This window comes from Pseudoalteromonas lipolytica, assembly GCF_900116435.1.
GTDB lineage: Bacteria > Pseudomonadota > Gammaproteobacteria > Enterobacterales > Alteromonadaceae > Pseudoalteromonas > Pseudoalteromonas lipolytica.
Genome location: NZ_FPAZ01000012.1, coordinates 39,946 through 55,438, shown reverse-complemented (window position 1 = coordinate 55,438; position 15,493 = coordinate 39,946). Strand labels below are relative to the sequence as shown.

16 protein-coding genes are annotated in these 15,493 nt (G+C 41.8%); 14 read left to right on the top strand and 2 right to left on the bottom strand.

What is annotated here, in order from left to right:
- The 12 genes from plsX (at window position 1) to BM378_RS13480 (ending at window position 10,985) form a co-directional block, all read left to right on the top strand.
- Window positions 1-1,029, top strand: a complete 1,029-nt coding sequence (plsX, locus tag BM378_RS13535) for a phosphate acyltransferase PlsX (protein ID WP_036967971.1) — start codon at window positions 1-3, stop codon at window positions 1,027-1,029.
- 71 nt (window positions 1,030-1,100) lie between these two features.
- A complete protein-coding gene (fabD, locus tag BM378_RS13530; protein ID WP_036967973.1) occupies window positions 1,101-2,027 on the top strand; it encodes an ACP S-malonyltransferase in 927 nt (308 codons plus the stop codon).
- 11 nt (window positions 2,028-2,038) lie between these two features.
- Window positions 2,039-2,785 carry a 3-oxoacyl-ACP reductase FabG gene (gene fabG / locus BM378_RS13525; RefSeq protein WP_036967976.1) on the top strand — a complete coding sequence of 249 codons (747 nt, stop codon included), beginning with the start codon at window positions 2,039-2,041 and terminating at the stop codon, window positions 2,783-2,785.
- Window positions 2,786-3,023: 238 nt separating this feature from the next.
- Entirely contained in the window at window positions 3,024-3,260 is a 237-nt protein-coding gene (acpP, locus tag BM378_RS13520; RefSeq protein ID WP_016707440.1) for an acyl carrier protein, read from the top strand.
- A 117-nt stretch (window positions 3,261-3,377) separates the two neighbouring features.
- Window positions 3,378-4,616: a beta-ketoacyl-ACP synthase II gene (gene fabF, locus BM378_RS13515; RefSeq protein WP_036967982.1), complete on the top strand. Its 1,239-nt coding sequence runs from the start codon at window positions 3,378-3,380 to the stop codon at window positions 4,614-4,616.
- Between the two features lie 59 nt (window positions 4,617-4,675).
- Window positions 4,676-5,488: an aminodeoxychorismate lyase gene (gene pabC / locus BM378_RS13510; protein WP_074989392.1), complete on the top strand. Its 813-nt coding sequence runs from the start codon at window positions 4,676-4,678 to the stop codon at window positions 5,486-5,488.
- Window positions 5,485-6,465, top strand: a complete 981-nt coding sequence (mltG, locus tag BM378_RS13505) for an endolytic transglycosylase MltG (protein ID WP_074989391.1) — start codon at window positions 5,485-5,487, stop codon at window positions 6,463-6,465. Before pabC ends, mltG begins: the two co-directional genes overlap by 4 nt.
- Window positions 6,466-6,480: 15 nt before the next feature.
- Window positions 6,481-7,107, top strand: coding sequence for a dTMP kinase (gene tmk / locus BM378_RS13500; protein ID WP_036967991.1), 627 nt, complete (start codon window positions 6,481-6,483; stop codon window positions 7,105-7,107).
- Window position 7,108: 1 nt separating this feature from the next.
- Window positions 7,109-8,002: a DNA polymerase III subunit gene (locus BM378_RS13495; RefSeq protein ID WP_074989390.1), complete on the top strand. Its 894-nt coding sequence runs from the start codon at window positions 7,109-7,111 to the stop codon at window positions 8,000-8,002.
- Window positions 8,003-8,010: 8 nt separating this feature from the next.
- Window positions 8,011-8,337, top strand: coding sequence for a PilZ domain-containing protein (locus BM378_RS13490; protein ID WP_036967997.1), 327 nt, complete (start codon window positions 8,011-8,013; stop codon window positions 8,335-8,337).
- 12 nt (window positions 8,338-8,349) lie between these two features.
- Window positions 8,350-9,129 (top strand): TatD family hydrolase, encoded by a 780-nt coding sequence (locus tag BM378_RS13485; RefSeq protein ID WP_036968000.1) that lies wholly within the window; start codon window positions 8,350-8,352, stop codon window positions 9,127-9,129.
- A 2-nt stretch (window positions 9,130-9,131) separates the two neighbouring features.
- Window positions 9,132-10,985: an alkaline phosphatase D family protein gene (locus tag BM378_RS13480; protein WP_036968003.1), complete on the top strand. Its 1,854-nt coding sequence runs from the start codon at window positions 9,132-9,134 to the stop codon at window positions 10,983-10,985.
- Here BM378_RS13480 and BM378_RS13475 read toward each other — a convergent pair.
- Together BM378_RS13475 and rsmF are read right to left on the bottom strand one after the other, a co-directional pair.
- The gene (locus BM378_RS13475; protein ID WP_074989389.1) at window positions 10,982-11,797 is read right to left on the bottom strand and encodes a polysaccharide deacetylase family protein; all 816 of its coding nucleotides are present in this window, start codon (window positions 11,795-11,797) and stop codon (window positions 10,982-10,984) included. The two genes, BM378_RS13480 and BM378_RS13475, sit on opposite strands and share 4 nt — an antisense overlap.
- A 309-nt stretch (window positions 11,798-12,106) precedes the next feature.
- On the bottom strand, window positions 12,107-13,546 hold the full coding sequence (gene rsmF, locus BM378_RS13470; RefSeq protein ID WP_036968006.1) for a 16S rRNA (cytosine(1407)-C(5))-methyltransferase RsmF: 1,440 nt from the start codon (window positions 13,544-13,546) through the stop codon (window positions 12,107-12,109).
- A 281-nt stretch (window positions 13,547-13,827) separates the two neighbouring features.
- Between rsmF and BM378_RS13465 the strand changes: the two genes are divergently transcribed.
- Window positions 13,828-14,529, top strand: coding sequence for a GntR family transcriptional regulator (locus BM378_RS13465; protein WP_036968009.1), 702 nt, complete (start codon window positions 13,828-13,830; stop codon window positions 14,527-14,529).
- 87 nt (window positions 14,530-14,616) lie between these two features.
- Window positions 14,617-15,492 (top strand): methylisocitrate lyase, encoded by an 876-nt coding sequence (gene prpB / locus BM378_RS13460; RefSeq protein ID WP_036968012.1) that lies wholly within the window; start codon window positions 14,617-14,619, stop codon window positions 15,490-15,492.
- Window position 15,493 lies beyond the last annotated feature (1 nt).

Here is a 15,493-nt window from a genome sequence, read left to right as displayed (position 1 = left end):
ATGCTGACCAATCTAACCATAGCGTTAGATATGATGGGGGGCGATTACGGCCCCCGTTCATCTATCCCCGCCGCCGTAAGAGCGGTAAATGCTAATACCAACTTAAGACTGATCTTATGTGGTAATCAGCAAGTTATTCTTAAAGAACTTGAAGCGCTTGATTCGCTTTCTCATCCGCGATTAATCATTCGTCATTGTAGTGAAGTTGTTACTAATGCGTGTGAACCCGCTTCAGCTGTTCGTTCAAAAAAAGATTCCTCAATGCGAGTTGCCCTTGATTTAGTTAAATCGGGTGAAGCGCAAGCCTGTGTAAGCTCGGGTAATACTGGCGCGTTATTTTTTATGGCGCATTATGTATTAAAGATGCTACCGGGTGTAAAACGACCAGCCCTTATTTCAGCCGTCCCTACTGAGCGAAAAGATCCCGTTTATCTATTAGATTTAGGGGCCAATGTGCATTGCGATGCGCAAACACTTTATCAGTTTGGCATTATGGGCTCTGTGGTCGCAGGACAAGCGCTTGGCTGTGATAATCCTCGCGTTAGTTTATTAAATATTGGCTCTGAAGACATCAAAGGGCATGAGGGAATAAAGCAAGCTGCACAACTAATGCAGCAATGTAAATATCTCAACTACACAGGTTACAGTGAAGGTAGCGATATTTTCAGTGGCAAAGCCGATGTGATTGTGTGCGAAGGATTCGTAGGTAATGTGGCATTAAAAACCTGTGAAGGGATTGCCAAACTTATCATGCATAAATTAACGAAAGCCTTACACAAACATTTTTTATACAAATGTTTGGCGTTTTTATTGCGTCCAGTGATAAAAAAGCTCTACAAGCGGGTGAACCCCGACCAGTATAATGGCGCAAGTCTGGTAGGATTGCGCGGTATTGTTGTTAAAAGCCATGGTAATGCCTCTGCAAAGGCGTTCCATGCTGCTATAGATGAAGCCGTGCGGGAAGTCGAACGCCAACTCCCTGAAAAAATCGCTGCGATTTTTGAGCAAACACATCCAACAATAAAGTAGTGCAGCATTTAAAAAACTTGTTATGCTGCCTACGAAAGAATTATTTTTTTGTTTAATGATAAGAGCAAAGTATGGCACATAAAATTGCACTCGTATTTCCAGGTCAAGGCTCACAAACTGTGGGCATGGTATCTGAACTTTTAGCCGATTCTGATATTGTTAAAGCAACATTTGCAGAAGCATCAGACGCGCTTGGCTATGATCTAGCTGCACTTGTACTTAATGGTCCAGAAGAAGAATTAAATCAAACCCATCGTACACAACCGGCCTTGTTAACTGCCAGTGTGGCAATTTACCGCCAATGGTTAGCAGCAAACCCTGATGCAGACGTTGTTATGGCTGGCCACAGTTTAGGCGAGTATTCAGCGCTTGTTTGTGCAGGCGTTGTTAGTTTAAGCGAAGCCGTCAAGCTTGTTGAAAACCGTGGTTTATATATGCAAGAAGCAGTACCAGCGGGTACCGGTTCTATGGCAGCTATTATCGGTTTAGGTGATGATGAAATTAAAGCCGCATGTGAAGCATCGGCTAATGGCGAAGTGGTTTCACCAGTTAATTATAATTCACCTGGCCAAGTTGTTATTGCAGGCCACAAGGCCGCGGTAGAGCGCGCATCAGAAGCGTGTAAAGAAGCAGGTGCAAAACGTGCCTTACCGCTTGCTGTAAGCGTGCCTTCACACTGTGAGTTAATGAAACCTGCGGCAGAAAAATTAGCCGCTGATTTAGCCGCTTTAACATTTAATACACCTAAGTGTGATGTAATTAATAATGTTGACGTTAAAGCAGAGCAATCAAGTGAAGCAATTAAAGATGCGCTAGTACGTCAACTATACAGCCCAGTACGCTGGACCGAAACTGTACAAGCCCTTGTAGCGCAAGGCATTACACAAAGCTATGAATTTGGCCCAGGCAAAGTATTAACGGGTCTGGCTAAACGTATTGATAAAGCAATGGTATGCGCAGCGGTAAACACGCAAGCTACGATTGATGAAGCGAAATAAGTAGGAATAGAATGACAAATTTATTTTCTCTTGAGGGCAAAGTTGTCCTTATCACAGGTGCTAGCCGCGGTATAGGTAAAGCGATTGCGAATACCTTAGTGGCACAAGGTGCAAAAGTTGCGGGCACAGCGACAAGCGAATCAGGTGCTGCAAAAATCAGTGAGTACTTAGGCGATAATGGTAAAGGTTATGCGTTAAACGTGACTGATCCAGAGTCGATTGAAGCAACACTTGCTGCGATCAAAGCTGATTTAGGTGATATTGATGTATTAGTAAATAATGCGGGTATTACGCGCGATAATTTACTTATGCGAATGAAAGACGGCGAGTGGGATGACATTATTGACACCAACTTAAGCTCTGTTTTCCGTTTATCTAAAGCTGTTTTACGTCCTATGATGAAAAAGAAAAATGGCCGTATCATCAACATTGGTTCAGTTGTAGGCACGATGGGTAATGCGGGTCAAGCAAACTATGCTGCAGCAAAAGCAGGTGTGATTGGTTTTACTAAATCACTTGCACGCGAAGTGGCGTCTCGTGGTATCACGGTTAACGTTGTAGCGCCTGGATTTATCCAAACAGACATGACTGATGAGCTGACAGATGAGCAAAAAGCAGCCACGCTAGCAAATGTGCCAGCGGGTCGTTTAGGTCAGCCTGAAGAAATTGCAGCCGCAGTGTGTTATTTAGCATCTGACGCAGCTGCGTATGTATCGGGTGAAACATTGCACGTAAATGGCGCGATGTACATGGTTTAATGAATGTTAGCACCAAAGTGCTAACAAAAGATTATCGAAAAATGTTGAATTTTTTGTGATCTTGCTTTAAACATACTTGAATTCGCTATGAAAATAAGCGATAAATGAACAAATACCAATCAAGAGGTTTGACCAGATAAGTAATTATCAGCAAATCCTTGAATCACAGAATTATGCGGCGTAAACTACGCCGCAATCTGAAAATAACGCATTGGCGTATTTAATAAAGGAAAGAAGAATGAGCGACATCCAAGAACGCGTAAAGAAAATTATTATCGAGCAACTAGGTGTTAAAGAAGAAGAAGTAAAACATGAAGCTTCTTTCGTTGACGACTTAGGTGCTGATTCACTTGATACTGTAGAACTAGTAATGGCTCTTGAAGAAGAGTTCGACACTGAGATCCCAGACGAAGAAGCTGAAAAGATCACTACAGTTCAAGCTGCAATCGATTACGTTACAGCTCACGCTGAGTAATCAATCGCATTTTGATTTTAAGGGCAGCTTTAGGCTGCCCTTAGTCTATCTAAAGAATGATACTGAATATTTTGGTATACACCCCACCTAAAATAATTTCCTTATTGGAGGCAACCCGTGGCTAAACGTCGAGTCGTCGTAACTGGCTTAGGAATGTTGACACCGCTAGGTAATGATGTTGAATCTACTTGGCAAGGTTTGTTAAACGGTAAAAGTGGTATTCAAACTATCACGCATTTCGATACCTCAAGTTTCGGCACCAAATTCGCAGGTTTGCTGAATGACTTTGATGCATCAGCTTACATGTCACCGAAAGATGCAAAAAAAATGGATTTGTTTATCCAATATGGCATTGCAGCGGGTGTACAAGCACTACAAGATTCTGGCTTAGAAATCACTGACGAAAACGCGACACGCGTTGGCGTCGCAGTGGGTTCGGGCATCGGTGGTTTAACGTTAATCGAAGAAAACCACGTAAAACTATTAAACAGTGGTCCGCGTAAGCTTTCTCCGTTCTACGTACCGTCGACCATCATTAACATGATTTCGGGTCACTTATCGATCATGCATGGGCTACGTGGTCCTAATATCTCAATTGTTACGGCCTGTACAACAGGTTTGCATAACATTGGTCATGCAGCGCGTATGATTGCATACGGTGATGCTGATGCGATGGTTGCGGGTGGTGCTGAAAAAGCATCTACGCCAATTGGTATGGGCGGATTTAATGCAGCTCGTGCATTATCAACACGTAATGATGATCCACAAGCCGCATCTCGTCCGTGGGATAAAGACCGCGATGGTTTTGTTCTGGCCGATGGTGCAGGTGTTATCGTACTGGAAGAGTATGAGCATGCAAAAGCACGTGGTGCAAACATTTATGCAGAGCTTGTAGGTTTTGGTATGAGTGGTGATGCTTACCACATGACCTCACCGCCAGAAGATGGCGCTGGGGCAGCACTTGCTATGGAAAATGCGTTGAAAGATGCACAAGTAAATGCTGACCAAGTGGGCTACATTAACGCGCATGGTACTTCAACGCATGCAGGTGATAAAGCTGAAACATCGGCTGTTAAATCAATTTTTGGTGATGCAGCAAAAGATGTGATGGTTAGTTCGTCTAAATCAATGATGGGTCATTTGTTAGGTGCAGCGGGCTCTGTTGAGTCTATTATTACTATTTTGTCTTTACAAGACCAAAAAGTAAGCCCAACAATTAACCTTGATAATCCTGATGAAGGGTGTGATTTAGACTATGTACCGCACACGGCACGTGACGCTAAATTGGATTATGCACTGTGTAATTCGTTTGGTTTTGGTGGTACTAATGGCTCGTTGCTATTTAAAAAGGTATAATTGCCGGTAACAACGGACTAAATTAAGAAGAGCCCAGTTGTTTAACTGGGCTTTTTTATATGAGTAAATTTAAACAAACAATAATTATAACCAACGACCACACCATGGTCAGCTTTCAAGATCGTGGTCTTAACTATGGTGATGGCTTCTTCACGACGGCTCGCATTAATGATGCCAGTATAGAGCACTGGCCATTGCATAAAGCCCGTTTAATAGAATGTGCAGCGCGCTTAGCATTCCCAACTTTAGATGTCATGGCAATAGAAAATGCCTCGCTTCAGGCCATAGGCGATATGCAATCAGGCATTTTAAAAATTGTTATTACCCGCGGCAGTGGCGGCCGAGGTTACGGCTTACCTGAAGCGCCTTCGATTCAAGTTCTTATCACGGTATTACCTGCTGTTGCACATTATAAAACATGGCAAGAGCAGGGGGTTTCACTCGCTATAAGCAGTATTAAACTTGCACATCAGCCTGTGCTTGCCGGTTTAAAAACCTTAAACCGCCTCGAGCAAGTGCTCATTAAAAATCAAATGAACACACTTAATTGCGACGATGTTGTAGTGCTTGATATTAATGACAATGTAATAGAAAGCTCTGCTGCTAATTTATTTGCGATAAAAAATGAACAGATTTTTTCGCCACAATTAAATAACTGTGGGATTGCTGGGGTTTACCTAAAATCGTTATGTGCTAAGTTAGCAATTGAGTTTAAACAAATTAGCGTAGAAGAGTTATTAGCGATGGATGCGGTTTTTATGTGTAATAGCTTAATGGGTGTTGTGCCTGTTGCAGCCATTACGGATACACAGTTTGACATTACTCGAAGTAAAGCATTATTAGCGAGCCAGTTTGCCAAGGAGAATGTGTGATAAAAGTCATTGTTAGCGTGCTTTTATTAGCATTGCTATGTTGTGGTATTGGCTATCAACAACTTCAAGCAGCATTGAGTATGCCATTAAATGTTACTAACAGCACACTGTTTAAAGTGGACCGCGGAACAGGATTTAATCAATTATGCAAACAGTGGCAAAGTAAGCAATGGCTTGACAGTTGTTTTAAATTTCAGGTGCTTGCAAAGTTAGACCCGACCTTAACGGATTTAAAAGCAGGCTTGTATGAGCTTGATTCTACCTCTGTAATCGATAATATTCGCCGCATTAATCAAGGCGCTCAAGTCAGCTTTAGTTTTACTATTATTGAAGGGCAACCACTGAGAGAAGTAATTACCAACATTGCTAAGCAAACTCATTTAAAGCAAGACCTTGATGAAGAGAATTTAGCAAAGCAAATTAGCAATAAAGATGAAAATTTAGAAGGTTGGTTATTCCCTGATACGTACCACTATCATAGTGAAGACACGGCCAGCAGTGTATTAAAGCGTGCCTACTCTAAAATGCAAACAGAGCTCGATAATGCGTGGCAAAATAGAGCACACGATTTAATCTTGAACTCACCGTATGAGGCACTGATACTTGCCTCAATTATCGAGAAAGAAACAGGGCTTGCAAGTGAAAGGCCCTTAATATCGGCTGTTTTTACGAATCGGTTAAAGAGCAATATGCGCTTACAAACAGACCCAACGGTAATTTACGGCATCGGAGCCGACTTTGATGGTGATATTAAACGTAAAGATTTAACCACTTACACACCGTATAATACGTATAAAATTAAAGGGCTGCCGCCAACGCCGATTGCCATGCCATCGCGAGCGGCATTACTTGCAGCGGTGAATCCGCCTGAGTCAGAGTATGTTTATTTTGTAGCGAAAGGCGATGGGAGCCATCAATTTTCAAAAACATTGAAAGAGCATAATCGTGCTGTGCAGCAGTACCAATTAAACAAATAACCAGAATAGAGTCATATGACAGCGAAATTTATAGTGATTGAAGGTCTTGAAGGGGCTGGAAAATCAACGGCAATCGCCGTGTGCCAAGCTTACCTACAGCACAAGCAGGTTGAATTTATTAATGTACGTGAGCCAGGTGGTACCCCTGTGGCGGAAGCACTACGTCACATTGTAAAACAGGCCCATGAAGAGCAAATAACGGGTGAGACAGAATTGCTTATTATGTACGCTGCACGGTCTCAACTTGTTGCGAATGTTATTAAACCTGCAATCGATAAAGGGACCTGGGTACTGGGAGACCGTCATGATCTCTCATCGCAAGCCTACCAAGGGGGTGGTCGTGGTATTGAGCAATCAAAACTCTCTTTTTTGGCTGATATGGTTTTAAAAGGCTTAAAGCCAGACTTAACAATATATTTAGATATTGACCCTGCTGTGGGCCTTGCACGTGCGAAGGGACGCGGAGAACTTGATCGAATTGAACAAGAAGCGCTCGGCTTTTTTGAACGTACACGTGAGCGTTATTTGGCACTTGCTGAACATGATCCCAGTATTCAAACTGTTGACGCAAATAAAGCGATGCCTGAAGTGCATGCTGCCATCACCACGGTACTTGATACCTTTTTTGAGAGTTTAAAATAATATGCCACTGCCTTGGCTTGAACCCTTACAACAACAGTTAGCACAGAGCTATTCTCAGCATCGTTTTCACCATGCGCAATTGTTTAATGGTGATAAAGGGGTTGGCAAGCAGCGCTTAGTAGAGCAGCTAGCTGATGGTTTGTTATGTGCCTCAGCCAATAATTTGGTTGCCTGTGGTCATTGTAAAAGTTGTTTGTTAAATCAAGCAGGCACGCATCCCGATAAACGGGTGGTTAAAGTAGACGGGCAAACGATCGGTGTTGATGAAATTCGTGATATTACCGATTTTATCAACCATTCAGCTGCTCAAAACGGTAATAAGGTGGTTGTACTTGAGCAGTGCCATAAAATGACCACAGCCGCTGCCAATGCGCTATTAAAAACGCTTGAAGAGCCAAGTTTACGCCGCTACCTATTATTAACCTGTGAACAAATCGCGCAATTACCTGCGACCATACTCAGTCGTTGTGCTGTGCACGAAGTGAAAGTTAATATAGAAACTACGACACAATGGTTAGCCTCCCTAGATATTCCTAATTATTCTTGGTTAGGTTTGTTTTCGCAACAACCACTCCTTGTAGAACAATGGCAAAATGAACAGCAATTAGAGTCTATTGATACACTCTATAAATTTGCAACTGAGATAAAAGACAGCCATAATTTCAGTGCGTTAGTCGACATACTGAATAAAGATACAAGTTTGGTTAATGTATTTACTTTGTTTTTAACTGAGCATCTAAAAACGCAATTAGTATTGGGAATGGATTTTTTCAGCTATCAAAAAGCGCAATCTGCAATTTCTGAGTTTATTTATAACAGCTCACATGTGCTTGGTTTGAATATGCCGCTGGCCATTTCGAAACTAGCGTTTTCTTTACGTGAAAGCCATAATTAGGACATATTGTGCAAGAATTATTAGTAGATATCGAAGATTTAGAAGAATTATATCGCTGTTACATGCCTTTCATAAAAAATGGTGGTTTGTTTGTACGTACTAATATGCGGTTTGAAATGGGGCATTCATTGGCTTTAAAAGTGACATTACCAGATGCTTTAGAAGATGACGTAATTACTGGGAAGGTTGCTTGGATAACCCCACAAGGTGCACAAAGCTCGAATCCGCCAGGTATTGGTATAAGCTTTATCGACGATAAAACCAATTTAAATGCCAAGATCGAAAAACTGCTGGGTACTATGTTAAACTCTGACAATCCGACGTATACCATGTAAAAAAGTAGTACCATGATTGTAGATTCTCATTGTCATTTAGACCGTCTTGACTTCGACAAACTCGACCTTAATTTAGACCAAGTACTTGAAAACGCACGTGCAAAGCAAGTCGAACACTTTTTATGTGTTAGTGTGACTTTGGAGCAGTTTCCAAGCATGCTTGAAAAAATTAAAGATTATCCAGATGTATCCGCTTCGTGTGGCGTACACCCTCTTGATCAAAAAGATGCACTTGATAAACACCAACTGATCAACCTTGCTACTCACGATAAAGTCGTTGCAATTGGTGAAACAGGTCTTGATTATTATTACTCAAAAGAAACGCATATCGTTCAGCAAGAGAGCTTTGTTGGGCATATAGACGTTGCTAATGAGCTTAACAAACCCCTTATCATTCACACTCGAGATGCGCGTGAGGACACAATTAACCTGATGCGCGCTCATAATGCTGAAAAATGTGGTGGTGTACTGCATTGTTTCACTGAAGATTGGGATATGGCTAAGAAAGCGATTGATATGGGCTTTTATATTTCGATTTCAGGCATTGTCACATTTAAAAATGCCGTTGAACTAAAAGACGTTGTGAAGAAAATCCCATTAGATCGGCTCTTAATCGAAACAGATTCGCCTTATTTAGCCCCTGTACCATACCGTGGAAAAACAAACCAACCCGCGTATGTAGAAGACGTTGCGTATTATATTGCTGAGTTAAAAGGGCTTACTTTTAACGAATTGTCTAACGCAACGACAGATAATTTCTATTCACTGTTTAAGCAAGCAAAAAGGGCTTAACAATGACCGGCGTATCAAATTTACCTCAACTTATTATGGGGCCTATGGTACGCCGTGCAGATCCTCATCAAGTTTGTTTTCAGTTTGTAACAACCCGAAATAGTGATTATAGAATTGAGTTTGAGGGCCTTGAATCTACCTGTCAGCATGAAGTCATTCAATTAGGCGAGGCTCTCTTTCTTCACTATGTCATTGCTTTACCAATCTCACAGCCATTTGGGGTTGATTCACTGATCTATTATTCACTTCATGATCGTGATAAAAGCCTCGATTTATCTGCATTTTGCTACGAACGTGCCGACTTTCCTGCATTTGTAATTCCCAATAGACTCGATAAAATCTTACATGGTTCGTGCCGTAACCCCCATCATCCTGCTAAAGATAGTTTGGTGGCAGCCGACACGTGGCAAAATGAGCAGCGACAATCGCTAAACGCGGGTGCTGATTTACTTTTGTTATCGGGTGATCAAGTATACGCAGATGATGTTGCAGGGCCGATGTTACTGGCGATAGAAAAAATCATAACGCTGTTTGGGATCTTTATAGAGCCGCCGCTTAAGCTCAATTTACCCGTCTGTTTTAGCGAACAGCTTTATAGTCGCCATCTTTATTTGCCTAAAGTGCCTTGGCAAAATCGCAGCAAATGGGGAGTCGGTTATTGGCTTAAAAAAGATGAGCCTCATTTTTCTAGTTTAAAAGCTGAAAATCATTTAGTACATTTTCAAGAGTTCATTGCACTTTATATACTTAACTTTAGTGCTGTTTCGTGGCAGCTAATTGATTTTGCACAGACAGATTGCCCAACACTGCCGCCTAAACACGCCACGCAATTTCAGCTTGAAAAGGATGCACTCCTTGGCTTTGCGGATGGGTTGAATAAAACACAGCGGTTGTTTGCTAATGTATCAACCCTGATGATGTTTGACGACCATGATGTCACAGATGACTGGAATTTAACGGCAGGGTGGGAGCACGCTATCTATCAACACCCAGTCAGCCGGCGAATCGTTAATAACGGCTTAATAAGTTATTGGTTAATGCAAGGGATTGGTAATGATGCGGGTGAAAAAACGCTGTCTTTGTTATCTGCGTTCACAGAAAGCTTTGACGGCCAAACATGGCAGTTCAAAGAGTTCGATAAGCTGATCCTCAATTTTAATTACTGGCATTACGAGCTCAATACCATTCCTAAAGTGGTGGTGCTTGATACGCGCACCCATCGCTGGCGTAATGAGCAAAACTTTAATGAGCCTTCAGGTTTACTCGACTGGGAACGCTTAACCGAACTTGAAGAAAGCTTACTTTCGCATGATAAGGTTATTATCGTTTCTCCAGCGCCCGTATTTGGGGTGAAATCAATAGAAGCGATTCAGGCTATGTTTAATTTTTGTGGTCAGCCTTTATTAGTTGATGTTGAAAACTGGATGGCTCACGAAGGCTCTGCTAAAAAGTTACTCGATACATTTCGGCGTGAAGATACACCGAAAGAAACATTAATTCTTTCTGGCGATGTCCATTATTCATTTTGTTTTTCTGTTCAAAAGCGCTTTGGGAAACATAAAAACCGTATTTGGCAATTAACGGCCAGTGGTATTAAAAATGAGTTCCCGCGAAAACTTATTAACGTACTCGATAAGCTTGATTCAATTTTATATGCCCCGAAAAGTCCCCTTAACTTTTTTACTAAGCGCTGGCAGATGGAAGTTGATAAACATCAAACCAAAGGCGACGGGCAAAAATACCTTGTAAGTAATGCGGCTATCAGCTTGATTGAACTTAATGACGGGTTGCTTGCAAAGTATGAGCTTATTCACGCTGATAACCAAATTACTGAGTTTGATTTAAATGATCATTAATCAATTTCTTGTCGGTTAGCTTTTACATATTTAGCGACGTTACTCACGGTATCAAGCCAAAAACCATTGTCTGGGTTTTGTAAATACACGATAAGCTTCTCAAGTGCATCGCTGTCTGTGGTGTACTGACTGCTTTTACCCACCTCATGCCCCGCAAGAATAATCCAGCTGTTATTTGTACGGTGCTGCTCAAGCATGGTTTTTATTTGTTCAAAGGTAAGGCCATCAATCGCTAAGCTAGTAAGCTGAGTAAAATCAGTAAAATTAGGGTTGTTGGCGGTTTCATCTAGCCAAGTTCGACCTGTTTTGAAGTGCTTGGCAATAACAGGCACATAACTTTTTGTGTTAGCACCACGCCCTACAAATGTGTTTCCACACGGATATGCGAACGAGGTTGGTTCAATGCCCAGCGTATGCTTGATATAGTCTTGCGCTTTTAGAATATCTTGTTCTATGTCTTTGAGCGTAATTTGCTCAAGAGAAACCCCCTGTTTACGCAACCACTCAAAATTGCCGGTGCATAAATGGCTGGTAGTGTGGTTCGCTATCTCATGCCCAGACTTTACTGCCATTTGCCATTTTTCAACGCGTTCTTTGACATTAAAAGGGGAGACATAAAAGGTGGCCTTAACCTGATACTTGTCTAATAGTGCTAACCCTGTGTCTACCTGACTGTGTCTGGCATCATCAAAGGAAATACTAATGGCGTTCTTTGCCTTATTCGGATAGCTAAAGCCTTCGTACTGGCTGTTTTTCGCAATACTTTGGAAGCTAATAAAAACGGGAAGTAATACACACAGCGGTTTTAACATAGAGGATCCTTTTTAGTTATTTTATTAATGAAATCAAAAAGGATTATGTTTGGCTATGCGACTTTTGAATAAAAAACGCCCAGAACGAATCCGCATTGTTCTGGGCTTAGGGGGTGGCTCTTGCGAGCCTGCGCTAACTTTAAAAAACACCTTCTAAATTCAGTAGGGAGAAGTAGAAAGTACTTTTAAGTGTAGTTAATGAGATGAAAATTGCACTATAAATGTACAAATTTTATACTGCTTTAAAATCAAGTTGTTACCTTTGGTTACCCAAAGTAGAACCGTGTTTATGCAGTGTTTATTCGCATGTTATACCCATGTTATCAACTGGGTATTTTGCACGAGATCGCGTGGTAAAGAGTTTTTAATTTTATTTTTTTGCCATTTACCTAAACCCACGGGACAGCCACACAGCAATAACACAACTTCGCCATTGTCTTGAACCGGTTTCTCAAGACGAATATCTTTACCATTGAAGTAATCATTTGCTTGAGAAGCTGTCATTTCATAAGTGTTTTTATCGCAATCTTGGCCAAATACTGTGGCAAACTCATGCGTTAAGCGCACACCCCCTTTGTGGATCACACCAATTTGGATTCCTAAGCGGGAATATTTGATTTTATCTTGAAGTGCATTAAAAGATTCAGGAAATAGCCAAAGCTCTTTGTCACGCTGCATTAAGCTGCCTGGCAGTGATTTTAGACCGAACTGTTTTTTAATTGTTTGCATAAATGCTTGGCTTTGTTTTTTATCAAACGCCGTAAATGGAAATGCCCCTTTTTTGACTTTTTGATTCGGGTTATCAACTGAAGCTACTTTTTTGAATTTTGCGATAAAGAAGCCTTCGCTATCGTATGTTTGTGGCCATACGTGTAAGTAGCCCTCAGGGGTTGTCGCCTTATTTGCCCCTTCGAATAAACAATCAAGTGGTTGTACTTCAACACAGTTAGGAAATGTGTCTAATAAATACTCACAAACATGCTGGTTTTCAAGTGGGGTTAGGGTACAGGTTGAATAAACGAGTGTACCGCCAGGCTTCAATGCATAAAATGCACTTTTAATGAGTGCTTTTTGAACCGCTGCAATATCGATGTTAGATTCAATGGACCAATTTTTAAGGGCGTCTGCATCTTTACGAACGGTGCCTTCACCAGAACACGGTGCGTCGAGTAAAATGCTATCAAAGCATTCATACATGTAATCACCAAAGATCACACCATCAAAATGTGACAGCGCACAGTTACCCACGCCCATGCGTTTAAGTGTGGCAGCCAGTACTTTTAAGCGTGATGACGACAATTCATTCGCGACTAAAACCCCTTGATTATTCATCATGGCGGCAATTTGTGATGTTTTAGAACCCGGCGCCGACGCCATATCAAGTACCGCATCGCTGTGCTGTACTTCTGTTCTAAGTGCAACCGGGGGGAGCATTGAGCTTGCTTCTTGTACATACATAGCGCCACTTAAATGCAAGTCAGTATTGCCTATGGCAAGAGCGGATTCCTCTTCGCTTGGTCGCGTTAACCAAAACCCTTCTTCGCACCACGGAATGGCCGTTAACTCCCAGCCTTTGCGTGCGCATTGGCGCTGAAACTCTTCAACAGACATCTTTAATGTATTAACGCGTACAGAGCGTCTGAGCGGGCGCCTACAGGCAGCAATAAAATCGTCTAGGGATAAATGTGCAGGAAGGTAGCTTTTTACATCATCAATAAATGAATCGGGAATAAATGTATTAGCGTCCACGAAAGGGCTCTCAAGTCACGTGATAATGTGCTGATCATATCATTTTTGATGTGTACGGGGGACTTTTTTATAGTTTTACACGTATGACTAAACTGTCGACACTTCACCCCTATAAACACTGTTTATGGTCAATATTTTCAAAAGATATCACTTTATGTCGACATTTAGCTGTTTTTTTAGCCTGTTTTCATGGTCTGAAGGTTGACAGTTTATACGATAGCGCGCATAGTGACGTTATTAATTGTCGACAATCTAAATTCAGCACGTTTAAAGAAGTGACTATGACAGAGCAAAAAGCCAACGATAACTATAACGATATCACGATAACGACAGCGTCAGACCAGGTGTTTGTCGACATGCGCCGTGAAATAGTTCAAGGCACTATTGAACAGGGTAGTAAAATTTCTGAGCCTGAACTTGCGAAGCGTTATGGCGTTAGTCGCGCTACATTACGTGAAGCACTTAATCGTTTAGAAAGTTGCTACTTAGTTGAACGTAAAGCAAACGTGGGTTGTCGTGTTGTGGCACTGACTGCTGAGCGACTTATTGAAGTGTATCAGGTTCGTAGTGCGCTTGAAGGGCTTGCGTGTCGTTTAGCTGCCGACAATATGGAGCCACAAGAAGTGCAAGGTTTAAAGCAGTTACTTAATCAACACTTGCAAACACAACGTGTCAAAGAAGGTGAATCTTACTACCAAGAAGCGGGTGACCTTGATTTTCATTATCGCATAATCAAAGGCTCTAAAAACGCTCACTTAATTCATCTTTTATGTAATGAGTTGTATCAGTTAATCCGTATGTACCGTGTACAAATGGGCATGGCGGGGCCTCGCGTATCAAAGGCTTTTGATGAGCATCTTGCAATTATTAATGCCATTGAAAATCATGATGGGGAGTTAGCTGAAATGCTAATGAAGCGCCATATAAGCGCATCTCAGGCCAATATACAGACTAAGTTTGATTTACACGCGGCAAAAAAATAGCCGAGTTGTCGTCAAACCGTCACAGATTAATTTTAAAAATTAGACACAGCCAAAGAGCTGTGACCGTTCAAAGATAGGAGTTATCCAATGTCAGCAGGATTAAAGTTCAAACAGGCGATAGCCAACAATAAGCCACTGCAAGTGGTCGGCACTGTCAATGCGTATTGTGCCATGATGGCTGAAAAAACAGGCCACCAAGCGTTATACCTCTCAGGCGCTGGTGTGGCTAATGCATCATACGGCATGCCAGATTTAGGCATGACCAGCCTAGACAACGTACTTGAAGATATTCGTCGAATTACCAGCGCTACCGACTTACCGCTTCTTGTTGATGCCGATACAGGCTGGGGCGGGGCATTTAACATTGCGCGTACAGTTAAAGAAATGACGAAAGCGGGCGCGGCGGGTTTTCATATTGAAGACCAAGTAGCACAAAAGCGCTGTGGTCATCGTCCAAATAAAGAAATCGTTTCTAAAGATGAAATGGTTGACCGTATTAAAGCCGCGGTTGATGCAAAAACGGATAGCGATTTTTACATTATGGCGCGTACTGATGCATTCCAAAAAGAAGGCCTAAATGCAGCTATCGACCGTGCAGCAGCCTGTGTTGAAGCGGGCGCTGACGCAATCTTTGCTGAAGCAGTTCATGATTTAGCCGATTATCAAGCGTTTGCGAAAGCGTTAAATGTGCCAATCCTTGCGAATATCACAGAATTTGGTCAAACACCGATTTATACCAAAGAGCAGTTAAGTGAAGTGGGTGTTGAAATGGTGCTTTACCCATTAAGTGCATTCAGAGCCATGAACAAAGCAGCACTTAACGTGTATGCATCTATTCTTAACGAAGGCTCACAACAAAGCCAAATCGATAATATGCAAACACGTGCTGAGTTATATGAGTTTTTAGACTATCACTCATATGAAAATACACTTGATAACCTTTTCTCAGCTAAAAAATCATAAC

Bases quoted from the DNA above. Each gene is read 5' to 3' on its own strand.
- pabC (WP_074989392.1), top strand. From the start codon at position 4,676: ATGAGTAAATTTAAACAAACAATAATTATAACCAACGACCACACCATG.
- BM378_RS13495 (WP_074989390.1), top strand. From the start codon at position 7,109: ATGCCACTGCCTTGGCTTGAACCCTTACAACAACAGTTAGCACAGAGC.
- tmk (WP_036967991.1), top strand. From the start codon at position 6,481: ATGACAGCGAAATTTATAGTGATTGAAGGTCTTGAAGGGGCTGGAAAA.
- BM378_RS13475 (WP_074989389.1), bottom strand. From the start codon at position 11,797: ATGTTAAAACCGCTGTGTGTATTACTTCCCGTTTTTATTAGCTTCCAA.
- fabG (WP_036967976.1), top strand. From the start codon at position 2,039: ATGACAAATTTATTTTCTCTTGAGGGCAAAGTTGTCCTTATCACAGGT.
- BM378_RS13485 (WP_036968000.1), top strand. From the start codon at position 8,350: ATGATTGTAGATTCTCATTGTCATTTAGACCGTCTTGACTTCGACAAA.
- fabD (WP_036967973.1), top strand. From the start codon at position 1,101: ATGGCACATAAAATTGCACTCGTATTTCCAGGTCAAGGCTCACAAACT.
- BM378_RS13480 (WP_036968003.1), top strand. From the start codon at position 9,132: ATGACCGGCGTATCAAATTTACCTCAACTTATTATGGGGCCTATGGTA.
- acpP (WP_016707440.1), top strand. From the start codon at position 3,024: ATGAGCGACATCCAAGAACGCGTAAAGAAAATTATTATCGAGCAACTA.
- BM378_RS13465 (WP_036968009.1), top strand. From the start codon at position 13,828: ATGACAGAGCAAAAAGCCAACGATAACTATAACGATATCACGATAACG.
- prpB (WP_036968012.1), top strand. From the start codon at position 14,617: ATGTCAGCAGGATTAAAGTTCAAACAGGCGATAGCCAACAATAAGCCA.
- plsX (WP_036967971.1), top strand. From the start codon at position 1: ATGCTGACCAATCTAACCATAGCGTTAGATATGATGGGGGGCGATTAC.